This window comes from Burkholderia sp. AU16482 (assembly GCF_002223285.1).
GTDB lineage: Bacteria > Pseudomonadota > Gammaproteobacteria > Burkholderiales > Burkholderiaceae > Burkholderia > Burkholderia semiarida.
This window is the reverse complement of sequence record NZ_NKEY01000002.1, coordinates 46,193-65,758: the sequence shown is the minus strand read 5'-3', so window position 1 is coordinate 65,758 and position 19,566 is coordinate 46,193. Positions and strand designations below refer to the sequence as shown.

General features: G+C 68.0%; 19 protein-coding genes. 3 read left to right on the top strand and 16 right to left on the bottom strand.

The genetic code is table 11. From position 1 onward, the window contains the following. Positions 1 to 45 precede the first annotated feature (45 nt). Positions 46 to 777, top strand: coding sequence for an OmpW family protein (locus tag CFB35_RS01630; protein ID WP_059577302.1), 732 nt, complete (start codon positions 46 to 48; stop codon positions 775 to 777). Positions 778 to 950: 173 nt separating this feature from the next. Here CFB35_RS01630 and ugpQ read toward each other — a convergent pair whose 3' ends face one another. The 12 genes from ugpQ to CFB35_RS01570 form a co-directional block, all read right to left on the bottom strand. After that, complete coding sequence (ugpQ, locus tag CFB35_RS01625; protein WP_059577305.1) at positions 951 to 1,721, bottom strand: glycerophosphodiester phosphodiesterase; 771 nt, start codon at positions 1,719 to 1,721, stop codon at positions 951 to 953. Between the two features lie 26 nt (positions 1,722 to 1,747). After that, positions 1,748 to 2,833 (bottom strand): sn-glycerol-3-phosphate import ATP-binding protein UgpC, encoded by a 1,086-nt coding sequence (locus tag CFB35_RS01620; protein WP_059577308.1) that lies wholly within the window; start codon positions 2,831 to 2,833, stop codon positions 1,748 to 1,750. Positions 2,834 to 2,865: 32 nt separating this feature from the next. Continuing rightward, positions 2,866 to 3,711: a sn-glycerol-3-phosphate ABC transporter permease UgpE gene (ugpE, locus tag CFB35_RS01615; protein WP_059577311.1), complete on the bottom strand. Its 846-nt coding sequence runs from the start codon at positions 3,709 to 3,711 to the stop codon at positions 2,866 to 2,868. Beyond that, on the bottom strand, positions 3,708 to 4,592 hold the full coding sequence (ugpA, locus tag CFB35_RS01610; protein ID WP_059577313.1) for a sn-glycerol-3-phosphate ABC transporter permease UgpA: 885 nt from the start codon (positions 4,590 to 4,592) through the stop codon (positions 3,708 to 3,710). The genes ugpE and ugpA overlap by 4 nt, the downstream gene beginning before the upstream one ends. Positions 4,593 to 4,688: 96 nt before the next feature. Further along, positions 4,689 to 6,023, bottom strand: a complete 1,335-nt coding sequence (gene ugpB, locus CFB35_RS01605; RefSeq protein ID WP_059577316.1) for a sn-glycerol-3-phosphate ABC transporter substrate-binding protein UgpB — start codon at positions 6,021 to 6,023, stop codon at positions 4,689 to 4,691. 88 nt (positions 6,024 to 6,111) lie between these two features. Next, positions 6,112 to 7,320 carry a deoxyguanosinetriphosphate triphosphohydrolase gene (locus CFB35_RS01600; RefSeq protein ID WP_059577319.1) on the bottom strand — a complete coding sequence of 403 codons (1,209 nt, stop codon included), beginning with the start codon at positions 7,318 to 7,320 and terminating at the stop codon, positions 6,112 to 6,114. A 40-nt stretch (positions 7,321 to 7,360) separates the two neighbouring features. Then, positions 7,361 to 8,440 (bottom strand): 3-dehydroquinate synthase, encoded by a 1,080-nt coding sequence (gene aroB / locus CFB35_RS01595; RefSeq protein WP_059577321.1) that lies wholly within the window; start codon positions 8,438 to 8,440, stop codon positions 7,361 to 7,363. Further along, positions 8,437 to 8,991 carry a shikimate kinase AroK gene (gene aroK, locus CFB35_RS01590; protein WP_059577324.1) on the bottom strand — a complete coding sequence of 185 codons (555 nt, stop codon included), beginning with the start codon at positions 8,989 to 8,991 and terminating at the stop codon, positions 8,437 to 8,439. The genes aroB and aroK overlap by 4 nt, the downstream gene beginning before the upstream one ends. Positions 8,992 to 9,031: 40 nt before the next feature. Continuing rightward, on the bottom strand, positions 9,032 to 10,657 hold the full coding sequence (gene pilQ / locus CFB35_RS01585) for a type IV pilus secretin PilQ (protein WP_059577327.1): 1,626 nt from the start codon (positions 10,655 to 10,657) through the stop codon (positions 9,032 to 9,034). Beyond that, on the bottom strand, positions 10,654 to 11,520 hold the full coding sequence (locus tag CFB35_RS01580; RefSeq protein ID WP_059577329.1) for a hypothetical protein: 867 nt from the start codon (positions 11,518 to 11,520) through the stop codon (positions 10,654 to 10,656). Before CFB35_RS01580 ends, pilQ begins: the two co-directional genes overlap by 4 nt. Further along, positions 11,517 to 12,170 carry a hypothetical protein gene (locus CFB35_RS01575; protein WP_060009385.1) on the bottom strand — a complete coding sequence of 218 codons (654 nt, stop codon included), beginning with the start codon at positions 12,168 to 12,170 and terminating at the stop codon, positions 11,517 to 11,519. The genes CFB35_RS01580 and CFB35_RS01575 overlap by 4 nt, the downstream gene beginning before the upstream one ends. Beyond that, entirely contained in the window at positions 12,170 to 13,093 is a 924-nt protein-coding gene (locus CFB35_RS01570) for a hypothetical protein (RefSeq protein ID WP_059577333.1), read from the bottom strand. Before CFB35_RS01570 ends, CFB35_RS01575 begins: the two co-directional genes overlap by 1 nt. 220 nt (positions 13,094 to 13,313) lie before the next feature. On the opposite strand from CFB35_RS01570, the gene CFB35_RS01565 reads away from it, so the two are divergent. Beyond that, the gene (locus CFB35_RS01565; RefSeq protein WP_059577336.1) at positions 13,314 to 15,707 is read left to right on the top strand and encodes a penicillin-binding protein 1A; all 2,394 of its coding nucleotides are present in this window, start codon (positions 13,314 to 13,316) and stop codon (positions 15,705 to 15,707) included. 80 nt (positions 15,708 to 15,787) lie between these two features. Here CFB35_RS01565 and cyaY read toward each other — a convergent pair whose 3' ends face one another. Continuing rightward, the gene (gene cyaY, locus CFB35_RS01560) at positions 15,788 to 16,114 is read right to left on the bottom strand and encodes an iron donor protein CyaY (protein WP_059577339.1); all 327 of its coding nucleotides are present in this window, start codon (positions 16,112 to 16,114) and stop codon (positions 15,788 to 15,790) included. A gap of 36 nt (positions 16,115 to 16,150) precedes the next feature. Here cyaY and CFB35_RS01555 point away from each other — a divergent pair, with 36 nt between their 5' ends. After that, positions 16,151 to 16,429 carry a lipoprotein gene (locus CFB35_RS01555; RefSeq protein ID WP_081066463.1) on the top strand — a complete coding sequence of 93 codons (279 nt, stop codon included), beginning with the start codon at positions 16,151 to 16,153 and terminating at the stop codon, positions 16,427 to 16,429. Between the two features lie 81 nt (positions 16,430 to 16,510). On the opposite strand, the gene msrQ is transcribed toward CFB35_RS01555, so the two are convergent. The 3 genes from msrQ to ccsB form a co-directional block, all read right to left on the bottom strand. Further along, positions 16,511 to 17,197 (bottom strand): protein-methionine-sulfoxide reductase heme-binding subunit MsrQ, encoded by a 687-nt coding sequence (gene msrQ / locus CFB35_RS01550; RefSeq protein WP_059577342.1) that lies wholly within the window; start codon positions 17,195 to 17,197, stop codon positions 16,511 to 16,513. A 20-nt stretch (positions 17,198 to 17,217) separates the two neighbouring features. Continuing rightward, positions 17,218 to 18,213, bottom strand: a complete 996-nt coding sequence (gene msrP / locus CFB35_RS01545) for a protein-methionine-sulfoxide reductase catalytic subunit MsrP (protein WP_059577410.1) — start codon at positions 18,211 to 18,213, stop codon at positions 17,218 to 17,220. 159 nt (positions 18,214 to 18,372) lie between these two features. Further along, entirely contained in the window at positions 18,373 to 19,563 is a 1,191-nt protein-coding gene (gene ccsB, locus CFB35_RS01540; RefSeq protein ID WP_059577345.1) for a c-type cytochrome biogenesis protein CcsB, read from the bottom strand. Between the last annotated feature and the right edge of the window lie 3 nt (positions 19,564 to 19,566).

Below are 19,566 nucleotides of genomic sequence, written 5' to 3'. Positions count from 1 at the left end.
AACGCAGTCGTCATAATGAGCACGCCTTTGATCGGAGGAGACACAATGAAACGAAAACTGGCCATTACGGGGGCCGCAGCGCTCGCATTCACGTTAGCGGGCGGTCCGGCACACGCACAATCCGCAGGCGATTTCTACGTCAGCACCGGCTGGCTGCACCTTTCGCCGCAGGACAGCAGCGACCCGCTGTTCGTCTATGGCGTAGGCGGCACGCCCATCAACCAGTCGATTCCCAACACCGGCGCCGGCATCAACGACGCCGATACGCTCGGGCTCGCAGCTGGGTACTTCGTCACCGACCATATCTCCACCGAGCTCGTCATGGGGATACCGCCGAAGTTCGACATCACCGGCAAGGGTCAGTTCGAAAGATTCGGCGTACTCGGCCGTGCGTACCAGTGGAGCCCCGCCGTACTGCTTCGCTACCACTTCAACGACGCCAACGCGAAGTTCCGTCCGTATGTCGGCATCGGCGCGACGTACGTCTGGTTCACCGGCGCGAAGATCACGAACGGCAGCTTCGAGAACGGCGTGCTCGGCGGCCCGACCAGCGCGACGACCAGCAACCAGTGGGCGCCCGTCTTCAACGCCGGCTTCACGTACAACTTCACGAAACACTGGTTCGCCGGCCTGTCGCTCTCGTACATCCCGGTCAGCGTGACCGCGACCTTCACGACGGCCCGCCGCACGCCGGTCGGCACGCTGACGGAAACGTCGAAGGCCCACATCTCGCTGAACCCGATCGTCACGTACCTGAACGTCGGCTATCGCTTCTAAGCGTAGTCGAATATTTGGGGAATGGTTAATCCTGCTGCAATTTGTAGCGGAATTTTCCTGGCGTAACGTCTCCACGATGCAAAACGCCCCGGCGGGCATCCCGCCGGGGCGTCGTTTTTTCGCGTCGGGCACGTTTCGGGCAAGGGTTTCACCGGACGCCGCCGCCGTGGCGGTCAGACGACGTCGATGTCGTCCAGCGCATCGGGCGCGATCAGGTCGATACGGTCCGTGCAGACGGCATCGACGCCCCAGCGCGCGAGCTCGCGCGCCCGTTCGAGGTCGTTCACCGTGTAAACCAGGATGCGCAATCCGGCGCGCTTGATCGCGCGCACGAGCGGTTCGTCGAGCCGGGTGTGGTCTGCGTGCAACGATACGCAGTCGAGCGCGTCGATCACCTGCGCGCGCCAGTCGTCCGGCACGACTTCGTAGAGCATCCCGCGCGGCAGCGTGGGCGCGCTCGCGCGTGCCTGTCGCAGCGCGTCGAACGAGAACGACGACAGCAGCGGCGCCACGGCGGCATCGCGCCAGTATGCGGCCGCGTCGGCCGCCACGCGTTGCCCGGTTTCGCGCTCGCGCCCCGGGCACGGCTTGATCTCGACGTTCGCGGCCAGCCCGTGAGCGATGCAGCGCGCCGCCGCCGCCTCGAGCGTCGGCATCCGCTCGCCCGCGAAGCGCGCATCGCGCCACGCGCCCGCGTCGAGCGCGGCCAGCGCCGCATAACGCATGCCTGCCGCCGCGCCATGGCCGTTCGACGTCCGGTCGACCGTGTCGTCGTGCAGCAGGAAGGTCACGTCGTCGGCCGACAGCTTCGCGTCGAACTCGACCATCCGGTGACCGCGCCGCGCGCCCTCGTCGAGCGCGGCCAGCGTGTTCTCCGGCGCGAGCGTGCCCCCGCCGCGATGGGCGACGACGCGCGGATAGGGCCAGTCGGTACGGATCGTCATCGTCGGTCTCCGTCGGTCGAACGGTTTCAGCCGGCACGCCTGCCGGTCTCGGGATCGAAGAAATGCAGCCGGTGCGCGGGCAGCGCGGCCGCCAGCGCCGTGCCGCGCGCGGGGCGGTCCGCGTGCGGCAGGCGCACCGCGACGTCGTGATCGCCCCAGCGGCCGTGTGCGAGATTGTCCGCGCCGAGCAGTTCGCACGAATCGACCGGCAGCGTCGCGTGCGCCGCGCCCGGCTGCGGCGTCATGTGTTCGGGACGCACGCCGAGCACCCAGTCGCGCCCGGTGGCGATCTCGCTGCCGATGCCGGGCGCGCCGGCGACCGGCAAAGCCGGACCGCCGCCCGCGACGGTGAAGGTCGCGCCGTCTTCCGACAGCCGGCCATGCAGCAGGTTCATCGCGGGCGAGCCGATGAAACCCGCGACGAATACCGTCGCCGGCTTCTCGTACACGTCGACCGGCGCGCCGATCTGCTCCGCGTAGCCGCGGTTCATCACGATCACGCGCTGCGCGAGCGTCATCGCCTCGATCTGGTCGTGCGTCACGTACACGCTCGTCGTCGCGAGCCGCGCATGCAGCCGCTGGATCTCGAGCCGCATCTGCACGCGCAGCTTCGCGTCGAGGTTCGACAACGGCTCGTCGAACAGGAATACCGACGGCTCGCGCACGATCGCGCGCCCCATCGCGACGCGCTGCCGCTGGCCGCCCGACAGTTCGCGCGGCCGCCGCGCGAGCAGCGGCTCGAGCTCGAGGATCTTCGCGGCCGCGGCCACCCGCGAATCGATCATCGCGCGCTCGATCCCGCGGATCTTCAGCCCGTAGCCCATATTCTGCGCGACCGTCATGTGCGGGTACAGCGCATAGTTCTGGAACACCATCGCGATGTCGCGGTCCTTCGGCTCCAGCGCGTTGACGACCCGGTCGCCGATCGCGATCTCGCCGTCGGTCACGCTCTCGAGCCCCGCGATCATCCGCAGCAACGTCGACTTGCCGCAGCCCGACGGGCCGACCAGCACGATGAATTCGCCGTCGGCGATCTCCACGTCGATGCCGTGCAGCACGTGCTGCTTGCCGTCGTAGGATTTCCTGACGCCCTTCAAGCTCAGCGCAGCCATACCTGGTCCTTCTCCCGGTTACCGTCGGTCGTTCATTTCTCGGAATCGACGAGGCCGCGCACGAACCAGCGCTGCATCGCCAGCACGACGACGAGCGGCGGAACCATCGCCAGCAGCGTCGCCGCCATCACGTATTGCCATTCGGTCGCGGCGTCGCCGCTCGCGATCATCGTCTTGATGCCCACCACGGCCGTCGACAGCGACGCTTCCGTCGTGATCAGGATCGGCCACAGATACTGGTTCCAGCCGTAGATGAACGTGATCACGAACAGCGCCGCGATACTCGTCTTCGACAGCGGCAGCACGACATCCCAGAAAAAGCGCAGCGGCCCCGCGCCGTCGATGCGCGCGGCATCCATCAGCTCGTCGGGCAGCGTCATGAAGAACTGGCGGAACAGGAACGTCGCGGTCGCCGACGCGATCAGCGGCAGCGTGAGCCCCGCATAGGTGTTCGTCAGGTGCAGCGTCGACACGACCTGCACGGTCGGGAAGATCCGCACTTCCACCGGCAGCATCAGCGTGACGAAGATCAGCCAGAACGCCGTGTTGCGAAACGGAAAGCGGAAATAGACGATCGCGTACGCGGACAGGATCGACACCGCGATCTTGCCGACCGCGATCCCGAGCGCCATCGCGAAGCTGTTCACGAGCAGGCGGCCGAACGGCGCCGTCGTGCCGCCGCTGCCGTGCCCCCAAATGTACGCGACGTTCTCGAACAGGTGCGTGCTCGGCACGAGCGACAGCGGCACCGTGAACACTTCCTGCGCGTTCATCGTCGCCGCGCAGAACGCGACGTAGACAGGGAACACGATCAGCACGACGCCGGCGATCAGCACCGCGTGGCAGAACAGGTCGAAGCCCTTGCGATTTTCGATCATGCGTATTGCACCCTGCGTTCGACGAAGCGGAACTGGATCACCGTGAGCGCGACGACGATGATCATCAGCACGACCGACTGCGCGCCCGAGCTGCCGATGTCGAGCCCCTGGAAGCCCTCCGCGAAGATCTTGTAGATCAGCGTCTTGGTGCTCTGCGCCGGGCCGCCGCCGGTGGCCGCGTCGATCACAGGGAACGTGTCGAAGAACGCGTAGACGAGGTTCACGACCAGCAGGAAGAAGCTCGTCGGCGACAGCAGCGGCAGCACGATGTTGAAGAAGCGCCGCACCGGCCCCGCGCCGTCGATCGCCGCCGCCTCGATCAGCGAGCGCGGGATCGCCTGCAGGCCCGCGTAGAAGAACAGGAAGTTGTAGCTCACCTGCTTCCACACCGACGCCAGCACGACGAGGAACATCGCCTGCTCGCCGTTCAGCGCGTGGTTCCAGACGATGCCGCCCTTCGCGAGCGCATAGGTGATCAGGCCGATGCTCGGGTTGAACAGGAACGCCCACAGCACGGCCGCGATCGTCGGCGCGACCGCGTACGGCCAGATCAGCAGCGTGCGGTACGCGCGCGCGCCGCGGATCACGCGGTCGGCGCAGGCGGCCAGCAGCAGCGACACGACGAGGCCGCTCACCGTGACGAGCGAACTGAACACGAGCGTCGTGCGGAACGAATCGAGATACAGCGGATCGGCGAACAGGTGCGTGAAGTTCGCGAGGCCGACGAATTCGCTCGACGTGCCGAACGCGTCCTGCATCTGCGTGGACTGCCACAGCGCGACGCCGGCCGGCCACAGAAAGAACACGGCGGTGATCGCGAGCTGCGGCGCGATCAGCAGGTACGGCACGGCGCTCGTACCGAAACGGGAACGGGATTGCATCGCGGATATCCGGTCAGGCGAAACGGAAGGGAAACCGCGCCGCCGGACGGCACGCGCTCACGCGCGGCGCCGCCGGCGGCACGACGCGATGCGTGCTCAGCCGCCCGACTTCTCGAAGCGGCGCAGCAGCTCGTCGCCGCGCGACGCGGCCGAATCGAGCGCGTCCTTCGGCGACTTCTTCTGCGCCCAGACCTGTTCGAACTCCTCGTCGACGATCGTGCGGATCTGCGGCATGTTGCCCAGCCGCAGTCCCTTCGTGTACGGCAGCGGCGGCTTGTTCAGCATCTGCTTGATCGCGGTTTCGGCGCTCGGGTTCTTCGCGTAGAAGCCCTGCTGGCGCGTCAGGTCGTATGCGGCGGTCGTGACCGGCAGGTAGCCCGTGTCCTGGTGCCACTTCGCGGCGACGGGCGGCGAAGCCAGGTACGCGAGGAATTTGGCCACACCCTTGTAGGTCGCCGGATCCTTGCCGGCCAGCACCCACAGGCTTGCGCCGCCGATGATCGCGTTCTGCGGTGCGCCCTTCACGTTCGCGTCGTACGGCATCATCCCCGTGCCGTAGCTGAACTTCGCGAACTTCTGCACGTTCGCGAGCGCGCCCGACGACGTCGTCAGGATCCCGCAGTCGCCGCTGTAGAACTTCGCCGACGCTTCGTCCTTGCGGCCCGCGTACGTGAACGTGCCGTCCTTCGCCATTTGCTGGAGAAACGAAAGATGCGCGACCTGCTGCGGCTTGTTGAACTCGAGCACGGCATCGGTGCCGTCGAAGCCGTTGTTGCGGCTCGCGAACGGCAGCCCGTGCCACGCGCTGTAGTTTTCGAGCTGGATCCAGCCCTGCCACCCGGTCGTGAAGCCGCACGCCATGCCCGACTTGCGCAGTTTCTCGGCGTCGGCCTTCACGTCCGCCCACGTCTTCGGCGGCTGGTTCGGATCGAGGCCGGCCTTCTTGAACGCGTCCTTGTTGTAGTACAGCACCGGCGTCGAGCTGTTGAACGGCATCGACACGAGGTGGCCCGTCTTCGCGTCGCTGTAGTAGCTCGCGATGGTCGGCACGAACGCCTTTTCGTCGAGCGTCACGCCGGCCTGCTTGAACACGTCGTAGACCGGCACGACCGCCTTCTTCGCCTGCATCATCGTCGCCGTACCGACTTCGTAGACCTGGAGGATCGCCGGCGCGTTGCCGCTGCGATAGGCCGCGATGCCGGCCGCGAGCGCCTGGTCGTAAGTGCCCTTGAAGACCGGCACGATCTTGTAATCGCTTTGCGACGCGTTGAACTGGTCGGCGATCGCGTTGACCCGCTCGCCGAGCGCGGCCTCCATCGCATGCCAGAACTGGATTTCCGTCGCGGCGAGCGCGACGTGCTGCGCGCCGAACAGCAGCGCGCCGCCGAGCGCGATCGAACGAACCAGTGTCCCCGCAGGCTTCTTCTTCATCGACCTCTCCTATGAAAACGTTACCAACAGCGTGTGCAACATTCCCGTCGCCATTGAACCGGCGAAGTCTAGTGATCGTTTATGACAGTCAGTTGTCGTTGACGACGAACAGCCGCTGATATTCCTTCAGCGCGAAGCGGTCGGTCATGCCGGCGATGTAGTGCGCGACGAGACGCGGCTGCTGCGCCGCGTCGTCGGACTGGTACGGCGGCGGCAGCAGGCGCGGATCGTCGATGAACGCATCGAACAGCCCCGTGACGACGCGTTGCGCCTTGCTCGCCATGCGCATCACCTTGTAGTGGCGATACAGGTTCTTGAACAGGAAGCGCTTGAGGGCCGCCGCCTGCGCGGCGACCTCGGGGCTATGCGACACGAGCGGCGGCGCGGCGCGCACGTCGTCGAGCGACGCGGGCGCGACGCGGGCGAGATTGCGCGTGGTCTCGTCGATCAGGTCGACAATCAGCGTGTTGATGATGCGGCGCACCGTCTCGTGCACGAGACGGCGGCCTTCGAGGTGCGGGAATTCGGCGAGCGCCGCTTCGTAGTGGCGCTGCCACAGCTCGACTTCCGCGAGCTGCTCGATCGTAATCAGGCCCGAGCGCAGGCCGTCGTCGACGTCGTGGTTGTTGTAGGCGATTTCGTCGGCGATGTTCGCGAGCTGCGCCTCGAGCGACGGCTGGCGGCCCTGCAGGAAGCGCTCGCCGAGCGCGCCGAGCTTGCGCGCATTCTCGCGCGAGCAGTGCTTCAGGATGCCTTCGCGCGTCTCGAAGCACAGGTTCAGCCCGTTGAACGCGCCGTAGTGCTCCTCGAGCTCGTCGACCACGGCGAGGCTCTGCAGGTTGTGCTCGAAGCCGCCGTGCTCGCGCATGCACGCATTCAGCGCGTCCTGCCCGGCATGCCCGAACGGCGTATGGCCGAGATCGTGCGCGAGCGAGATCGCTTCGACGAGATCCTCGTTCAGTCGCAGGTTGCGTGCGACCGAGCGCGCGATCTGCGCGACTTCGAGGCTGTGCGTGAGGCGGGTGCGGAACAGGTCGCCTTCGTGATTGACGAAGACCTGGGTCTTGTATTCGAGCCGGCGAAACGCGGTCGAATGGACGATGCGGTCGCGATCGCGCTGGAACTCGGTGCGCGCCGCCGGCGGCGGTTCCGGATGGCGGCGGCCGCGCGACTGCGACGCGTGCGCGGCATACGGAGCGAGATGGGCTTCCAGCGCCGCGAGCGTCGGCGGCTCGGCCACCGGCGCGGCGGATGCGCGGCTGGCTTCGGGCAGTGTGCTGCTGGATGTCTCGCTCACGTCTCCTCCATGTCGGCGGCGCCGGCGAATCCGGGCGCCGTTAGCCGGTCGTCTGCGCCAGTGTAGCGAATACCGCTTCGTCCGGCGCCTGCGTGATCAACGTATCGCCGAATCGCTTCAGCAGGATGAACTTGATCGCGCCGGCCTCGGCCTTCTTGTCGACGCGCATCAGATCCATGTAGCGCGCGTCGCCGAGCGCGGGCCCGCGGGTCGGCAGGTGCGCGGCCGCGATCACCGCATCGAGGCGCTGCCGCGACGCTTCGTCGAGAAGGCCGAGCCGCACCGACAGGTCGCCCGCCATCACCATCCCGCAGCCGACCGCCTCGCCGTGCAGCCATTCGCCGTAGCCGAGCCCGGCCTCGATCGCATGGCCGAACGTGTGGCCGAAGTTCAGGATCGCGCGCAGGCCGCCTTCGCGCTCGTCGGCCGCGACGACGCTCGCCTTGATCTCGCATGAACGCTTCACCGCATGCGCGAGCGCCGCGGGCTCGCGACGGTTCAGCGCCTCGACGTTCGCCTCGATCCAGTCGAAGAATGCCGCATCGGCGATCGCGCCCGTCTTGATGACTTCGGCGACGCCGGCCGCCAGCTCGCGATCGGGCAGCGTCGTCAGCGCGCCGATGTCCGCGATCACGGCCTGCGGCTGGTAGAACGCGCCGATCATGTTCTTGCCGAGCGGGTGGTTGATGCCCGTCTTGCCGCCGACCGACGAATCGACCTGCGACAGCAACGTCGTCGGCACCTGGATGAACGGCACGCCGCGCATGTAGCACGCGGCCGCAAAGCCCGTCATGTCGCCGACCACGCCGCCGCCGAGCGCGACGAGCGTCGTCTTGCGATCGGCGTGATCCGTCAGCAGGCCGTCGAAGATCAGATTCAGCGTTTCCCAGTTCTTGTACGCCTCGCCGTCCGGCAGCACGACCGTCGACACGCGCTTGCCGAGCGGCGCGAGCGCCGCGCGCAGCGCGTCGCCGTAGAGCGGATCGACCGTCGTGTTCGTGACGATCGTGACGGACGAACCCTTGATGTGAGGCGAGAACAGCTCGGTGCGGCCGATCAGGCCGGCGCCAATATGAATCGGATAGGCGCGGTCGCCCAGATCGACGTTGACAGTAATCATGCTTGTAGCGGCTTGGCGATGACGCCGGCCAGTTCGAGTTGCATCAGCACCATGTTGACGAGGCCGTTGACCGACGGGCGGCCGGTCTCGATGACGAAATCCGCGCATTCGCGGTACAGCGGGTCGCGCACTTCATACAGCGCTTCGAGACGCCCCTTCGGATCTTCCGTCTGCAACAGCGGGCGGTTCTTGTCCTTGCGCGTGCGCAGCCACAGATCGTGCGGATTGGCGCGCAGGTAGACGACGATGCCATGGCTTTTCAGGCTATCGCGATTTTCCGGGCGCAGCACCGCGCCGCCGCCCGTGGCGAGCACGATGTTCTCGCGCTGCGTGAGATCGGCGATCACCTGCGTTTCACGATCGCGAAACCCGGCCTCGCCCTCCAGCTCGAAGATCACCGGAATGCGCGCGCCCGTACGGGCCTCGATTTCGTGGTCGGAGTCGAAGAACGTCCTGTCGAGACGACGCGCGACCGCACGGCCCACGGTGGTCTTACCCGCTCCCATAAGGCCGACGAAAAATACGTTTGCATGTGGGTCCCGCGCTTGCAACGGCTTCCTCTGCTTCAATCTTGCTGGTGTGTGGCGCAGCTTACTGGCAAAGCGGCTGCCTTGTCGAGCCTGCGCCGGCGGCTTCCGGCCCCGTTTTTTCGGCATCCGCGCCGCCCGCGCCGGGTGCGCCGCAACGCGCGTCGACGACGGTCGGCGTGATGAAGACGACCAGTTCGTGGCGCTGGTCGCGCTGCGCGCGGTGCCGGAAAAGCGCGCCCAGAAGCGGTATTTTGCCCAAGAGCGGCACCCGCGTCACATCGTTCCGGTTCAGTTGCTCGTAGATGCCGCCGATCGCGACCGTCCCGCCATTCTCGACCTCGACGCGCGTCTGCACGTGCTTCGTATGGATCGCGGGGCCCGCCGCGGTCGGCTCCCCGACGCTGTCCTTCGTCACGTCGAGATCGAGCACCACGCGCCCATCCGGCGTGATCTGCGGCTCGACCTCCAGCTTGAGCGTCGCGCGGCGGAACTGCACGCCGCTCATGCCATTACCGACCTTCGCCTGGTACGGGAGCTCGGAACCCTGCTCGACGATGGCCTTGACGCGGTCGGCCGTCACCACCCGCGGACGCGAAACGATCTGGCCCCGGCCCTGCGCCTCCAGCGCGCTCAGCTCGATGTCGAGTACGCGGCTGAGCGGCGCGGCGAACAGCGTGAAGCCGGCGGTGGCCGCGTCGAAGCCGCCGAGCGGCCGCGCGGCGAGATCGAGCGCGTTGCGCGTGTCCGCCGTGAAAGGCATGCCGTCGGCCGGCGACGGCCGCCCCTGCGCACGCAGCGCGACACGCGCGCCGAGGCTGCGCGAGAAACCGTGCTCGCCTTCGACGATGCGGGCCTCGATCCGGACCTGCCGCGACGGCCGGTCGATCGCATCGATCAGGCCGGCGATCTGCGCGATGCGCGGCGCGAGATCGGTCACGAACAGCAGGTTCGTGCGCGGATCGGCCGCCGCGGCGCCGCGCTTCGACAGCAGGCGTTGGCCGGTCGCGCCGGCCAGCAGCCGTTGCACGTCCTGCGCGCGCGGATAGTGCAGCACGAACGTACGGCTCGCGAGCGGCTCCAGATCGGCGGCCCGCGCGTGCATATCGAAGCGCTCGCGTTCGCGCGCAGCCAGCTCGGCTGCCGGGGTGACCCAGATCACGTTGCCGCGCCGGGACATCGCGAGCCCGTGCGTGTCGAGCAGCGTATCGAACGCGTCGCGCCAGCCGACATTGTTCAGACGTAACGTCACGGTGCCCCGCACCTGCTCGCCGACGACGATGTTGAGCCCCGTGAACCGCGCGATCGCGTCGAACGCAGCCGCGAGCCCGACGCCCTGCAGATTCAGCGAGATCCGCCGTGCGTCGTCCGCATCGCCCGGTTGCCGGGCCGCGGCGTCGCTCATCCGGGCCGGCGGCGCCAGCGGGATCGGCGGTCCCTCCAGCGCGGGGCCCGGTGCAGCGGTTTCCGTCTGCAGCGCCGCACGCGCCGCCTGTTCCAACGGCGGCGGGCCGGCGTCCTGCGCGACCGCGCCGTCCATGCCGTCAGCCACCTGCGGCGGCAAGCGCGGCACCGGCACATCCGTCGATCCGGCAGGCCACACCGCCGGCAGCGGCGGCAACGACGCGCTTGCGCCGGCCGCCATCATTCCGGCCCAGATGGCAAGCGCCCCACAACGGTACTTCGTCACGGCCGGCCTCCGTCGTCCAGGACGAGCCGCTGCGATCCGTCCGCCGTCGCGAGCATCACGGCCGCGCGCTCGACGCGCACCACGCGCGCGGCCCCCAACACCTCGCCCGGCGCAACGGTCGTGAACGTGCCGTCGCCGTCGTCGAACAACGCGAGACCGGCACGCGCATCGCGAATCGTGCCGGCAAGGCGCGCGGCGTGCCCCGCCGCCTCGGCCAGGCCAGCCTCGCCGAACGGATCGGCGCCGGGCGCAATGGCGCGAACCGGCGTGTTGCCGTCCGCGGCCGATGTCGCCGGCAGCGCCGGAAACACGTCGATGGACATGTCCACCCGCTCCGCCGACACGCCACGCTCGATACGCAGCGCCGACGGAACGGCCAGCACCGGAAAGCGCGCCAGCCCGCCAACCAGATGCAGCAGCGCACTGAAACCGCCATCCGCGGCGATATGCACGGTGCGCCTGCCGTCCGGTGCCGCGCCATCGGCGCGCTGCGGTTCGATCGACACGCCGTGCAGCCCGCTGGACGCGGCCAGATCGGCCAGTTCCAGCATCAGCGCGGCCCACTCCGGCGCCGGTGGCAAACGATCGTCGCGCGTCGACGCATGATGCCCGTCGCGCCGTTGTGCGGCGGATGCAAGCATGCGTTGCGCGTCGGCCGCACGCGCCTGCGCCGCGGCAAGCAACGCGCGACTATGGGCAAGCCCGCTCAAGTCGGCCGCATTTACCAGATGAATGCCGCCCGCCAGCACGGCCGCGAATGCCAGCACGCAACCGGCGGCATGCACGGCCGCCGGCGACACGCGCGACATGCGGCCCGGCGCGGCGCCTCCGAGCGGCGCCGGCCAATGCACGAGCGCCGTCATGCGCCCCCTCCCGATACCCTCCGCGACGACGTCGCGTCGTGCCAGCGCAACTGCACGGAGAACCGAAAAGACATCCCGGCCGCCGAAGCCGGCCCATCCGACGCCGGCTTCAACGTGTCTATATCGATCCGCCAGTCGCGCTGCTCGCGCGCCATCGCGGCGAGCCACCGCGCAGCCGCCCGGTAACTCGCGGCGCGCGCATCGAGCACGGCGCCGGTGGACGTCATGCGCAGCGCGTCGAGCCGGACATGATCGGCACGCACCTGCTTCAGGGTCGTCAGCAACCCCGCCACGCGCCGGTAGGGCGCGGCCAGCGCCGCCGCCTGCGCGTCGCGCCGCGCGACGGCGGCGGCGGCATGGGCGGCGCGCGTCGCGGCAGCCACCTGTGGCTGCAACTGCCGCAGCCGCGCCTCCACGCCGGCGCGCTCGGCGTCCACGCGCCACCGCGACAGCACGGCAGCGCCCGTCCACAGCCCGGCGCCGAGCACGCCGAGCAGCATCGCCACACTGAACTGCGCGGCCCGGCGGCGCCGCAACGCCTGCGCCAACCGCTCGCGGTACGGCAGCAGATTGAAGTCGCCGAGTACCGCCTGTACCGCCTGCCCGGCCGCCCCCCCCGCGCCCTCGTTTGCCGCCACGTGACCGGCCATCATTCCCACACCCCGCGCAACGCCAGCCCGAACGCGACGGCAAACGCCGGGCCGCCCCGCACGCCGGCGCGCACGCACGGCTGCCCGTCCCAACCCGTGCAGTCGAACGGAACCACAGCCGTGCCGAGCACATCGCCAATCTCTGCGACGGACGTATCGAAGCGGGCGATACATCGCTCGTCCCCGGCGACGAGTACGCAATGGACGGCCCCGAGCGCGCGCCGGCGCAACGCGTCGGGAAGCGCTTCCGGCAACGTGCCGGACAGCGTCAGCACCGGGATGGCCGACGGGCCCTCGATCCGCCAGCCGCGCACGCCTGCGTCGCAGAACCACAGCACGGCATAGGCGCGCTGCGCATCGGGTTCGAACTGCGCGGCATAGCGCAACGCACGCAGCACGGCGGCCGACTCGCCGTCGATCACCGTCAGGTCGATACCGGCCTGCGCGGCCACGTCGATCCGCCGCTCGAGCAGCGCCAGCGGCGCCACCGCCACCGCGATCTCGCCGGACCGCACGCCGCCGTAGTGCCGCCAGTCGAACGCGAGACTGTCCGGCGCCAGCCCCGAGAGGCGTTCGGCGGCCTGCCGCGCGGCGTCCGCGATGTCGCCGCGCCCGGCCAGATCGAGCGTCGCGGTGCGCATCTCGTCATCGTGCAGCGCCATCACGCCGCGCGCGTCGCACCGCACATCGGACGCCGACAGCCGCGACACGGCCGCCGCCAGCGATCGCGCGACCGCTGCCCAGCGCGCGTCTTCCGGCCCATCCGCCAGCCCGACCGGTTCCCGCTCGAGCCCCTCGACGCACACCTCCGTGCCCCTGCCGCGCCCGCTCACCACGGCGACCCTCACCTCGTGCGCGCCGACGTCGATTCCCGTCGACCGGTGCCTGCCCTGTACAAACCGCGCCACCCATCGTCCTGCCATCCCAGCCTCCCGAGATCGTCGCGGCCCACGCCGCGTTTCCGAGACCCGATTCTGCAAAGCGGCGCGCGCGGCCGACAGTCGGCCAAACGGCCAGAATGGGCTCGCGGCGGCCGTGCACGGACTATGCTGACGGCACGCCGACCCGCGGCTTTCCGACGGGCGCCCCCCGCGTCAGGACCGGTCTTACCGGGCAGCTATAATCGCGGGACTGTTTTCCGGTATGCCTATGCAATCCACGACTCCTACGTCCCCGCCTCCCGCTCCGGAGCCGAAGAAGCGGCCCTGGTGGCTCAAAGTCCTGCTCGGCTTCGCCGCGATGTGCGTGGCCCTCGTCGTGGCCGGCGGCCTCGTGCTCGGCTACGCGCTCGTCGTGGCCTGGCCGAACATGCCGTCGCTCGACGCGCTGACCGACTACCGCCCGAAGGTGCCGCTGCGCATCTATACGTCCGATCACGTGCTGATCGGCGAATTCGGCGAGGAGCGCCGCGACGTCGTCCATTTCAAGGACGTGCCCGACTCGCTGAAGAAGGCGATCCTCGCGATCGAGGACGCGCGCTTCTACGATCACGGCGGCGTCGACCTCACCGGCATCATCCGCGCCGGCTTCGTCGCGCTGACGAACGGCCACGCGTCGCAGGGCGCGAGCACGATCACGATGCAGGTCGCGCGCAACTTCTTCCTGTCGAGCGAGAAGACCTACACGCGCAAGATCTACGAGATGCTGCTCGCGTACCGGATCGAGCGCGCGCTGACGAAGGATCAGATTCTCGAGGTCTACATGAATCAGATCTATCTCGGCCAGCGCGCGTACGGCTTCGCGAGCGCCGCGCGGGTCTATTTCGGCAAGGACCTGAAGGACATCACGCTCGCGGAAGCCGCGATGCTCGCGGGGCTGCCGAAGGCGCCGTCCGCGTACAACCCGGTCGTCAACCCGAAGCGCGCGAAGGTGCGCCAGGAATACATCCTCGAGCGGATGCTCGAGCTGAACTTCATCACGCGAGAGCAGTACGACGAAGCGTCCGCGCAGCCGCTCGTCGTCAAGGGGCCGGGCCGCGATTTCAGCGTGCACGCCGAGTACGTCGCCGAAATGGTCAGACAGATGATGTACGCGCAGTATCGCGAGGAAACCTACACGCGCGGCTTCAACGTCGTCACGACGATCGATTCCGCGGACCAGCAGGTCGCATACACCGCGCTGCGCAAGGGCATCATGGATTACGAGCGCCGCCACGGCTATCGCGGGCCGGAGGGCTTCATCGAGCTGCCGGCCGGTGCCGACGATCGCGAACAGGCGATCGACGACGCGCTGCTCGAGCACCCCGACAACGGCGAGCTGATCGCCGCGGTCGTGACGGCCGCGAGCCCGCGCCAGATCACGGTCGCGTTCATCGACGGCAGCAATGCGACGATCGACGGCGACAACCTGCGCTTCGCGTCGAGCGCGCTGTCCGCCAACGCGCAGCCGAACCGCCGCATCCGCCCCGGCGCGATCGTCCGCGTGGTGAAGAGCGATGCCGGCAAGTGGTCGATCACGCAGTTGCCGCAGGTCGAAGGCGCGTTCCTGTCGATCGTCCCGCAGGACGGGGCGATCCGCTCGCTCGTCGGCGGCTTCGACTACAACAAGAACAAGTTCAACCACGTCACGCAGGCGTGGCGGCAGCCCGGTTCGTCGTTCAAGCCGTTCATCTACTCGGCGTCGCTCGACAAGGGCCTCGGGCCGGCCACCGTGATCAACGACGGCCCGCTGTATTTCAGCGCCGCGGAAACGGGCGGCCAGCCGTGGGAGCCGAAGAACTACGGCGGCGGCTTCGAGGGCCCGATGTCGATGCGCACCGCGCTGCAGCGCTCGCGCAACCTCGTGTCGATCCGGATCCTGAACCACATCGGCACGAAATACGCGCAGCAATACATCACGCGCTTCGGCTTCGACGCCGAGCGCCATCCGGCCTACCTGCCGATGGCGCTCGGCGCCGGCCAGGTCACGCCGCTGCAGATGGCCGGCGCGTACTCGGTCTTCGCGAACGGCGGCTACCGCGTCAATCCGTACCTGATCGCCGAAGTCACCGATCCGAACGGCGCGATCGTCGCGCGTGCGCAGCCGCTCGTCGCCGAGCAAAATGCGCCGCGCGCGATCGATGCGCGCAACGCCTACGTGATGAACAGCCTGCTGCAGAGCGTCGCGCAGCGCGGCACGGGCGCGCGGACCAACGTGCTGAAGCGCACCGATCTCGCGGGCAAGACCGGCACGACGAACGACTCGCACGACGCGTGGTTCGCCGGCTACCAGCACACGCTCGCCGCGATCGCATGGATCGGCTACGACAATCCGCGCAGCCTCGGCGATCGCGAAACCGGCGGCGGCCTGTCGCTGCCGGTCTGGATCGACTACATGGGTGCGGCGCTGAAGGGCGTGCCGGAGTTCAAGCCGACGGTGCCTGAAGGCGTGGAATCGCTCGGCGGCGAACTGTACTTCACCGAGTTCACGCCCGGTCACGGCTTCGTGTCGACGGTCGGCGTGCCGCAGGCGCCGGCCGCGCAGGACGTCGACGAAGCGGTGCCGCACGTCGACGAACAGGAAAAGCAGGACATCATGAACCTGTTCCGCGGCCACTGACGCGCGGCCACGGCCATGAAAAAAGCGCCCGCGGGCGCTTTTTCTTTTGGTACGGCGTTCGGAGCGCAGCGCCCCGGCCGTCACGCGCTAAACGTGATCGGCAGGCCGGCCTGCTGGGTCGCGTATTCGGTGAGCGCCGAGAAGAACTCGGTACCCGTGCGCGTATCGCGCCACGCGCCGTCGACGAAACGGTAGTGAAATCCGCCCGCCTTCGCCGCGATCCACACTTCCTTCATCGGCGGCTGCAGGTTGACGATGATCTTCGAGCCGTTCTCGAACGTCAGCGTCAGCACGCTGCCGTTGCGCTCCAGATCGATGTCGTGATCGCCGTCGTTCGCGACGTCCACGGTACGCTCGACGGCCGCCAGCACGGCCTCGGCACGGGCCAGGTATTCAGTATCGGACATGCTAAACTCTATCGGTTAAATTGTTCAGGGACGATCATGCGAGTCGTTTTCCGGATGAGCGCGATTGTAGCGGCTTTGGCGATTCTTGCCGGCTGCGGTCAAAGCGGCGCGCTCTATCTGCCCACCGTGCCTCCGATGCCCAAGCCGATCCAGCAGCAGAACACGCCGCCGTCGGATGTGAAACCGACCGACGAAAACGCGTCGTCCGATGAGACGCCCGATACGTCCGGCTCGCCGCTCACGCTGTCGCCCGAGTTGTCGAGCAGCGCATCGACCATGCCAGCCCCGGCATCGGGCCCGGCCGCCACGAAGTAACGACGCGATGCCGCCCGCGCGGCGCTCGCAACAAGGCGATGACTTCCCGGTCATCGCCTTTTGTTTTTCCGGGCCGCACCATCACGCACGCACGCGCCGCCATCCCCACGCAACCAGCCGCCAGCCGAGCAGCACGGCGACGATCGCCGCGTAGAGCTTCGGCTGCGCGAGATCGTGCTTGCCGGCACGCATCCACCAGAAATGCAGCACGCCGAACAGCGCGATCGCGTAGATCGCTTTGTGCAGCGTCGCCCAATGGCGACCGAGCCGGCGCACCATCGCGCGCGGCGACGTCGCGGCGAGCGGAATCAGCAGCACGAACGCCGCGAAGCCGACCGTGATGAACGGGCGCTTGCCGACGTCCTTGAGGATCTCGACGACGTCGAACCACTTGTCGAACCACAGGTAGGTCGTGAAATGCAGCGTCGCGTAAAAGAACGCGAACAGCCCGATCATCCGGCGAAAGCGCAGCAGCGGTGCGAAGCCCGTCATGCGCCTCAGCGGCGTGACGGCAAGCGTGATGCACAACAGGACGAGCGTCCACAAGCCCGTCGAGCGCGTGATGAACTCGAGCGGGTTCGCGCCGAGCCGGTCGGTCAGCCCGAGCAGCACGAGGCGCGCGAGCGGATAGAGGCCGGCCGCGAACACCAGCACCTTGGCCGGTGCGAGCCAGCGCGACGCGGCGGGACGGACCGCGCCGGCCCGCGCCGTGCGTGCATCGGGCCCGGCGCTTGCCGCGCGCGCGGGCGTGAGCGTCGAAGGAGGCATGTCGTTTCTCACCGTCGCACTCAGAAGTTCTTCTTCAGGTCCATGCCCTGATACATCGATGCGACCAGGTCGCCGTAGCCGTTGAACATCAGCGTCTTGCGCTTCGGCGTGAAGAAACCGTCCTCGCCGATGCGCCGCTCGGTCGCCTGGCTCCAGCGCGGATGATCGACGTTCGGGTTCACGTTCGAATAAAAGCCGTACTCGTTCGCGGCGTATGTGTTCCAGCTCGTCTTCGGCTGCTTGTCGACGAAGCGGATCTTCACGAGCGATTTCGCGCTCTTGAACCCGTACTTCCACGGCACGACGATTCGCACCGGCGCACCGTTCTGGTTCGGCAACACCTGCCCGTAGACGCCCATCGTCAGCAGCGTCAGCGGATTCATCGCCTCGTCCATGCGCAGCCCTTCCGAGTACGGCCAGTCGAGCACGGGCGTCGACAGGCCCGGCATCTGCGACGGATCGGCCAGCGTGACGAACTGCACGTATTTCGCGTTGCCGGTCGGCTGCACGCGCCGGATCAGCTCGGACAGCGGCACGCCGATCCACGGGATCACCATCGACCAGCCCTCGACGCAGCGCAGCCGGTACACGCGCTCCTCGAGCGGCGCGAGCTTCAACAGCTCGTCGAGATCGAATACCTTCGGATGCTGCACCTCGCCCTCGACACTCACACGCCACGGACGCGGCCGCAGCGTGCCCGCGTTCTGCGCCGGGTCGCTCTTGTCGGTGCCGAATTCGTAGAAGTTGTTATAGGACGTGATGTCCTTGAACGGCGTGACCTTGTCGATCGCGACGAATTTCGGGTTCGTTTTTGCCGCGAGCTTCGCCGCCCGCGCGTCGGGGGACGCATACGCGGCAAGCGCCGCGCCGCTCGCGCCGAACAGGCCGCCGGCGGCCGCGAATCCGGCCGCCTGCAATACGCGCCGCCGGTTCTCGAATACCGCGCGCGGCGTGATCTCGCTCGGCGCGATGTCCGCGCCGGTCAGTACGTTACGCAAAGGGCGTTTGATCCACATCGTCCAGTTCCTCCCGCATGCGCGGCGCGCATGCTTCATCAGCGTTCGACCCGGCCCGTCGCGCGCCGTTCGACGCCTCGATCGCCCGCTCGTTACAAAAGAAAACCGCCGGGCACGCGGTGCACCGGCGGTTTGATAGTCGGACGAACGGCGAAAATCTTACAGCTTGCCGTAGCTGTGCAGGCCAGACAGGAACATGTTGACGCCGAGGAACGCGAACGTCGTGACCAGCAGGCCGGTGAGCGCCCACCACGCGGCCACCGCGCCGCGCAGGCCTTTCATCAGCCGCATGTGCAGCCACGCCGCGTAGTTCAGCCACACGATCAGCGCCCAGGTTTCCTTCGGGTCCCAGCTCCAGTAGCCGCCCCACGCTTCGGCCGCCCACAGCGCGCCGAGAATCGTCGCGATCGTGAAAAACGCGAAACCGACCGCGATCGACTTGTACATCACGTCATCGAGCACTTCCAGCGTCGGCAGGCGATCGGCGAGGATGCCGCGTTCCTTCATCAGGTACGCGACCGACACCATCGCCGACAGCGCGAAGCTGCCGTAGCCGATGAAGTTCGCCGGCACGTGGATCTTCATCCACCAGCTTTGCAGGGCCGGCACGAGCGGCTGGATCTGCTGCGCGTCGCGCGCGACCGAGTACCACATCAGGAAGCCGACCGCCGCGCTGATGACCAGCAGCACGAACGCGCCGAGCGAACGCGTGCCGTAGTGGCCTTCGTAGTACAGATAAAGCAGCGCGGTGATCAGGCTGAACAGGACGAACACTTCATAGAGGTTCGACACGGGGATATGCCCGACGTCCGCCCCGATCAGGTAGGACTCGTACCAGCGCACCATCAGCCCCGTGAAGCCCATCAGCACGGCGACCCACGTGAGCTTCTGGCCGATCGCGGCGCCCGTTTCCGAGCGCGCCAGCAGGCCGATCCAGTAGAAGATCGTCGCGAGCACGAACAGCGCGCTCATCCACAGGATCGCCGACTGGCTCGACAGGAAGTACTTGAGGAAGAACGCCGAATCGGCGCGCGCGAGATCGCCCTGGTAGATCTGGATCGACAGCAGCGACAGCACGGCGATCGACGCCATCATCAGCCGCGCGGGCTTCCAGCGCCAGCCGAGCGCGACGAGCGCCGGCACGGTGCCGATCATCACCGCCTTGTCGTAATAATCCATGTGCGCGTTGTAGTGCACGAGCGCATAGCCCGCGCCCGCCACCAGCGCCAGGGCGAACAGCCAGTCGAACAGCGACAGGCGCGCGAGGAACGGACGGTCGTCGAACAGCGGCGACGATGCCGACGCCGGAGCCGACGCCGTACGGGAAGAGGAAACTTGCGTGAGATCCATGAT

Bases quoted from the DNA above. Each gene is read 5' to 3' on its own strand.
- CFB35_RS01630 (WP_059577302.1), top strand. From the start codon at position 46: ATGAAACGAAAACTGGCCATTACGGGGGCCGCAGCGCTCGCATTCACG.
- ugpQ (WP_059577305.1), bottom strand. From the start codon at position 1,721: ATGACGATCCGTACCGACTGGCCCTATCCGCGCGTCGTCGCCCATCGC.
- CFB35_RS01620 (WP_059577308.1), bottom strand. From the start codon at position 2,833: ATGGCTGCGCTGAGCTTGAAGGGCGTCAGGAAATCCTACGACGGCAAG.
- ugpE (WP_059577311.1), bottom strand. From the start codon at position 3,711: ATGATCGAAAATCGCAAGGGCTTCGACCTGTTCTGCCACGCGGTGCTG.
- ugpA (WP_059577313.1), bottom strand. From the start codon at position 4,592: ATGCAATCCCGTTCCCGTTTCGGTACGAGCGCCGTGCCGTACCTGCTG.
- ugpB (WP_059577316.1), bottom strand. From the start codon at position 6,023: ATGAAGAAGAAGCCTGCGGGGACACTGGTTCGTTCGATCGCGCTCGGC.
- aroB (WP_059577321.1), bottom strand. From the start codon at position 8,440: ATGATTACTGTCAACGTCGATCTGGGCGACCGCGCCTATCCGATTCAT.
- CFB35_RS01580 (WP_059577329.1), bottom strand. From the start codon at position 11,520: ATGACGGCGCTCGTGCATTGGCCGGCGCCGCTCGGAGGCGCCGCGCCG.
- CFB35_RS01575 (WP_060009385.1), bottom strand. From the start codon at position 12,170: ATGGCCGGTCACGTGGCGGCAAACGAGGGCGCGGGGGGGGCGGCCGGG.
- CFB35_RS01570 (WP_059577333.1), bottom strand. From the start codon at position 13,093: ATGGCAGGACGATGGGTGGCGCGGTTTGTACAGGGCAGGCACCGGTCG.
- CFB35_RS01565 (WP_059577336.1), top strand. From the start codon at position 13,314: ATGCCTATGCAATCCACGACTCCTACGTCCCCGCCTCCCGCTCCGGAG.
- cyaY (WP_059577339.1), bottom strand. From the start codon at position 16,114: ATGTCCGATACTGAATACCTGGCCCGTGCCGAGGCCGTGCTGGCGGCC.
- CFB35_RS01555 (WP_081066463.1), top strand. From the start codon at position 16,151: ATGCGAGTCGTTTTCCGGATGAGCGCGATTGTAGCGGCTTTGGCGATT.
- msrQ (WP_059577342.1), bottom strand. From the start codon at position 17,197: ATGCCTCCTTCGACGCTCACGCCCGCGCGCGCGGCAAGCGCCGGGCCC.
- msrP (WP_059577410.1), bottom strand. From the start codon at position 18,213: ATGTGGATCAAACGCCCTTTGCGTAACGTACTGACCGGCGCGGACATC.
- ccsB (WP_059577345.1), bottom strand. From the start codon at position 19,563: ATGGATCTCACGCAAGTTTCCTCTTCCCGTACGGCGTCGGCTCCGGCG.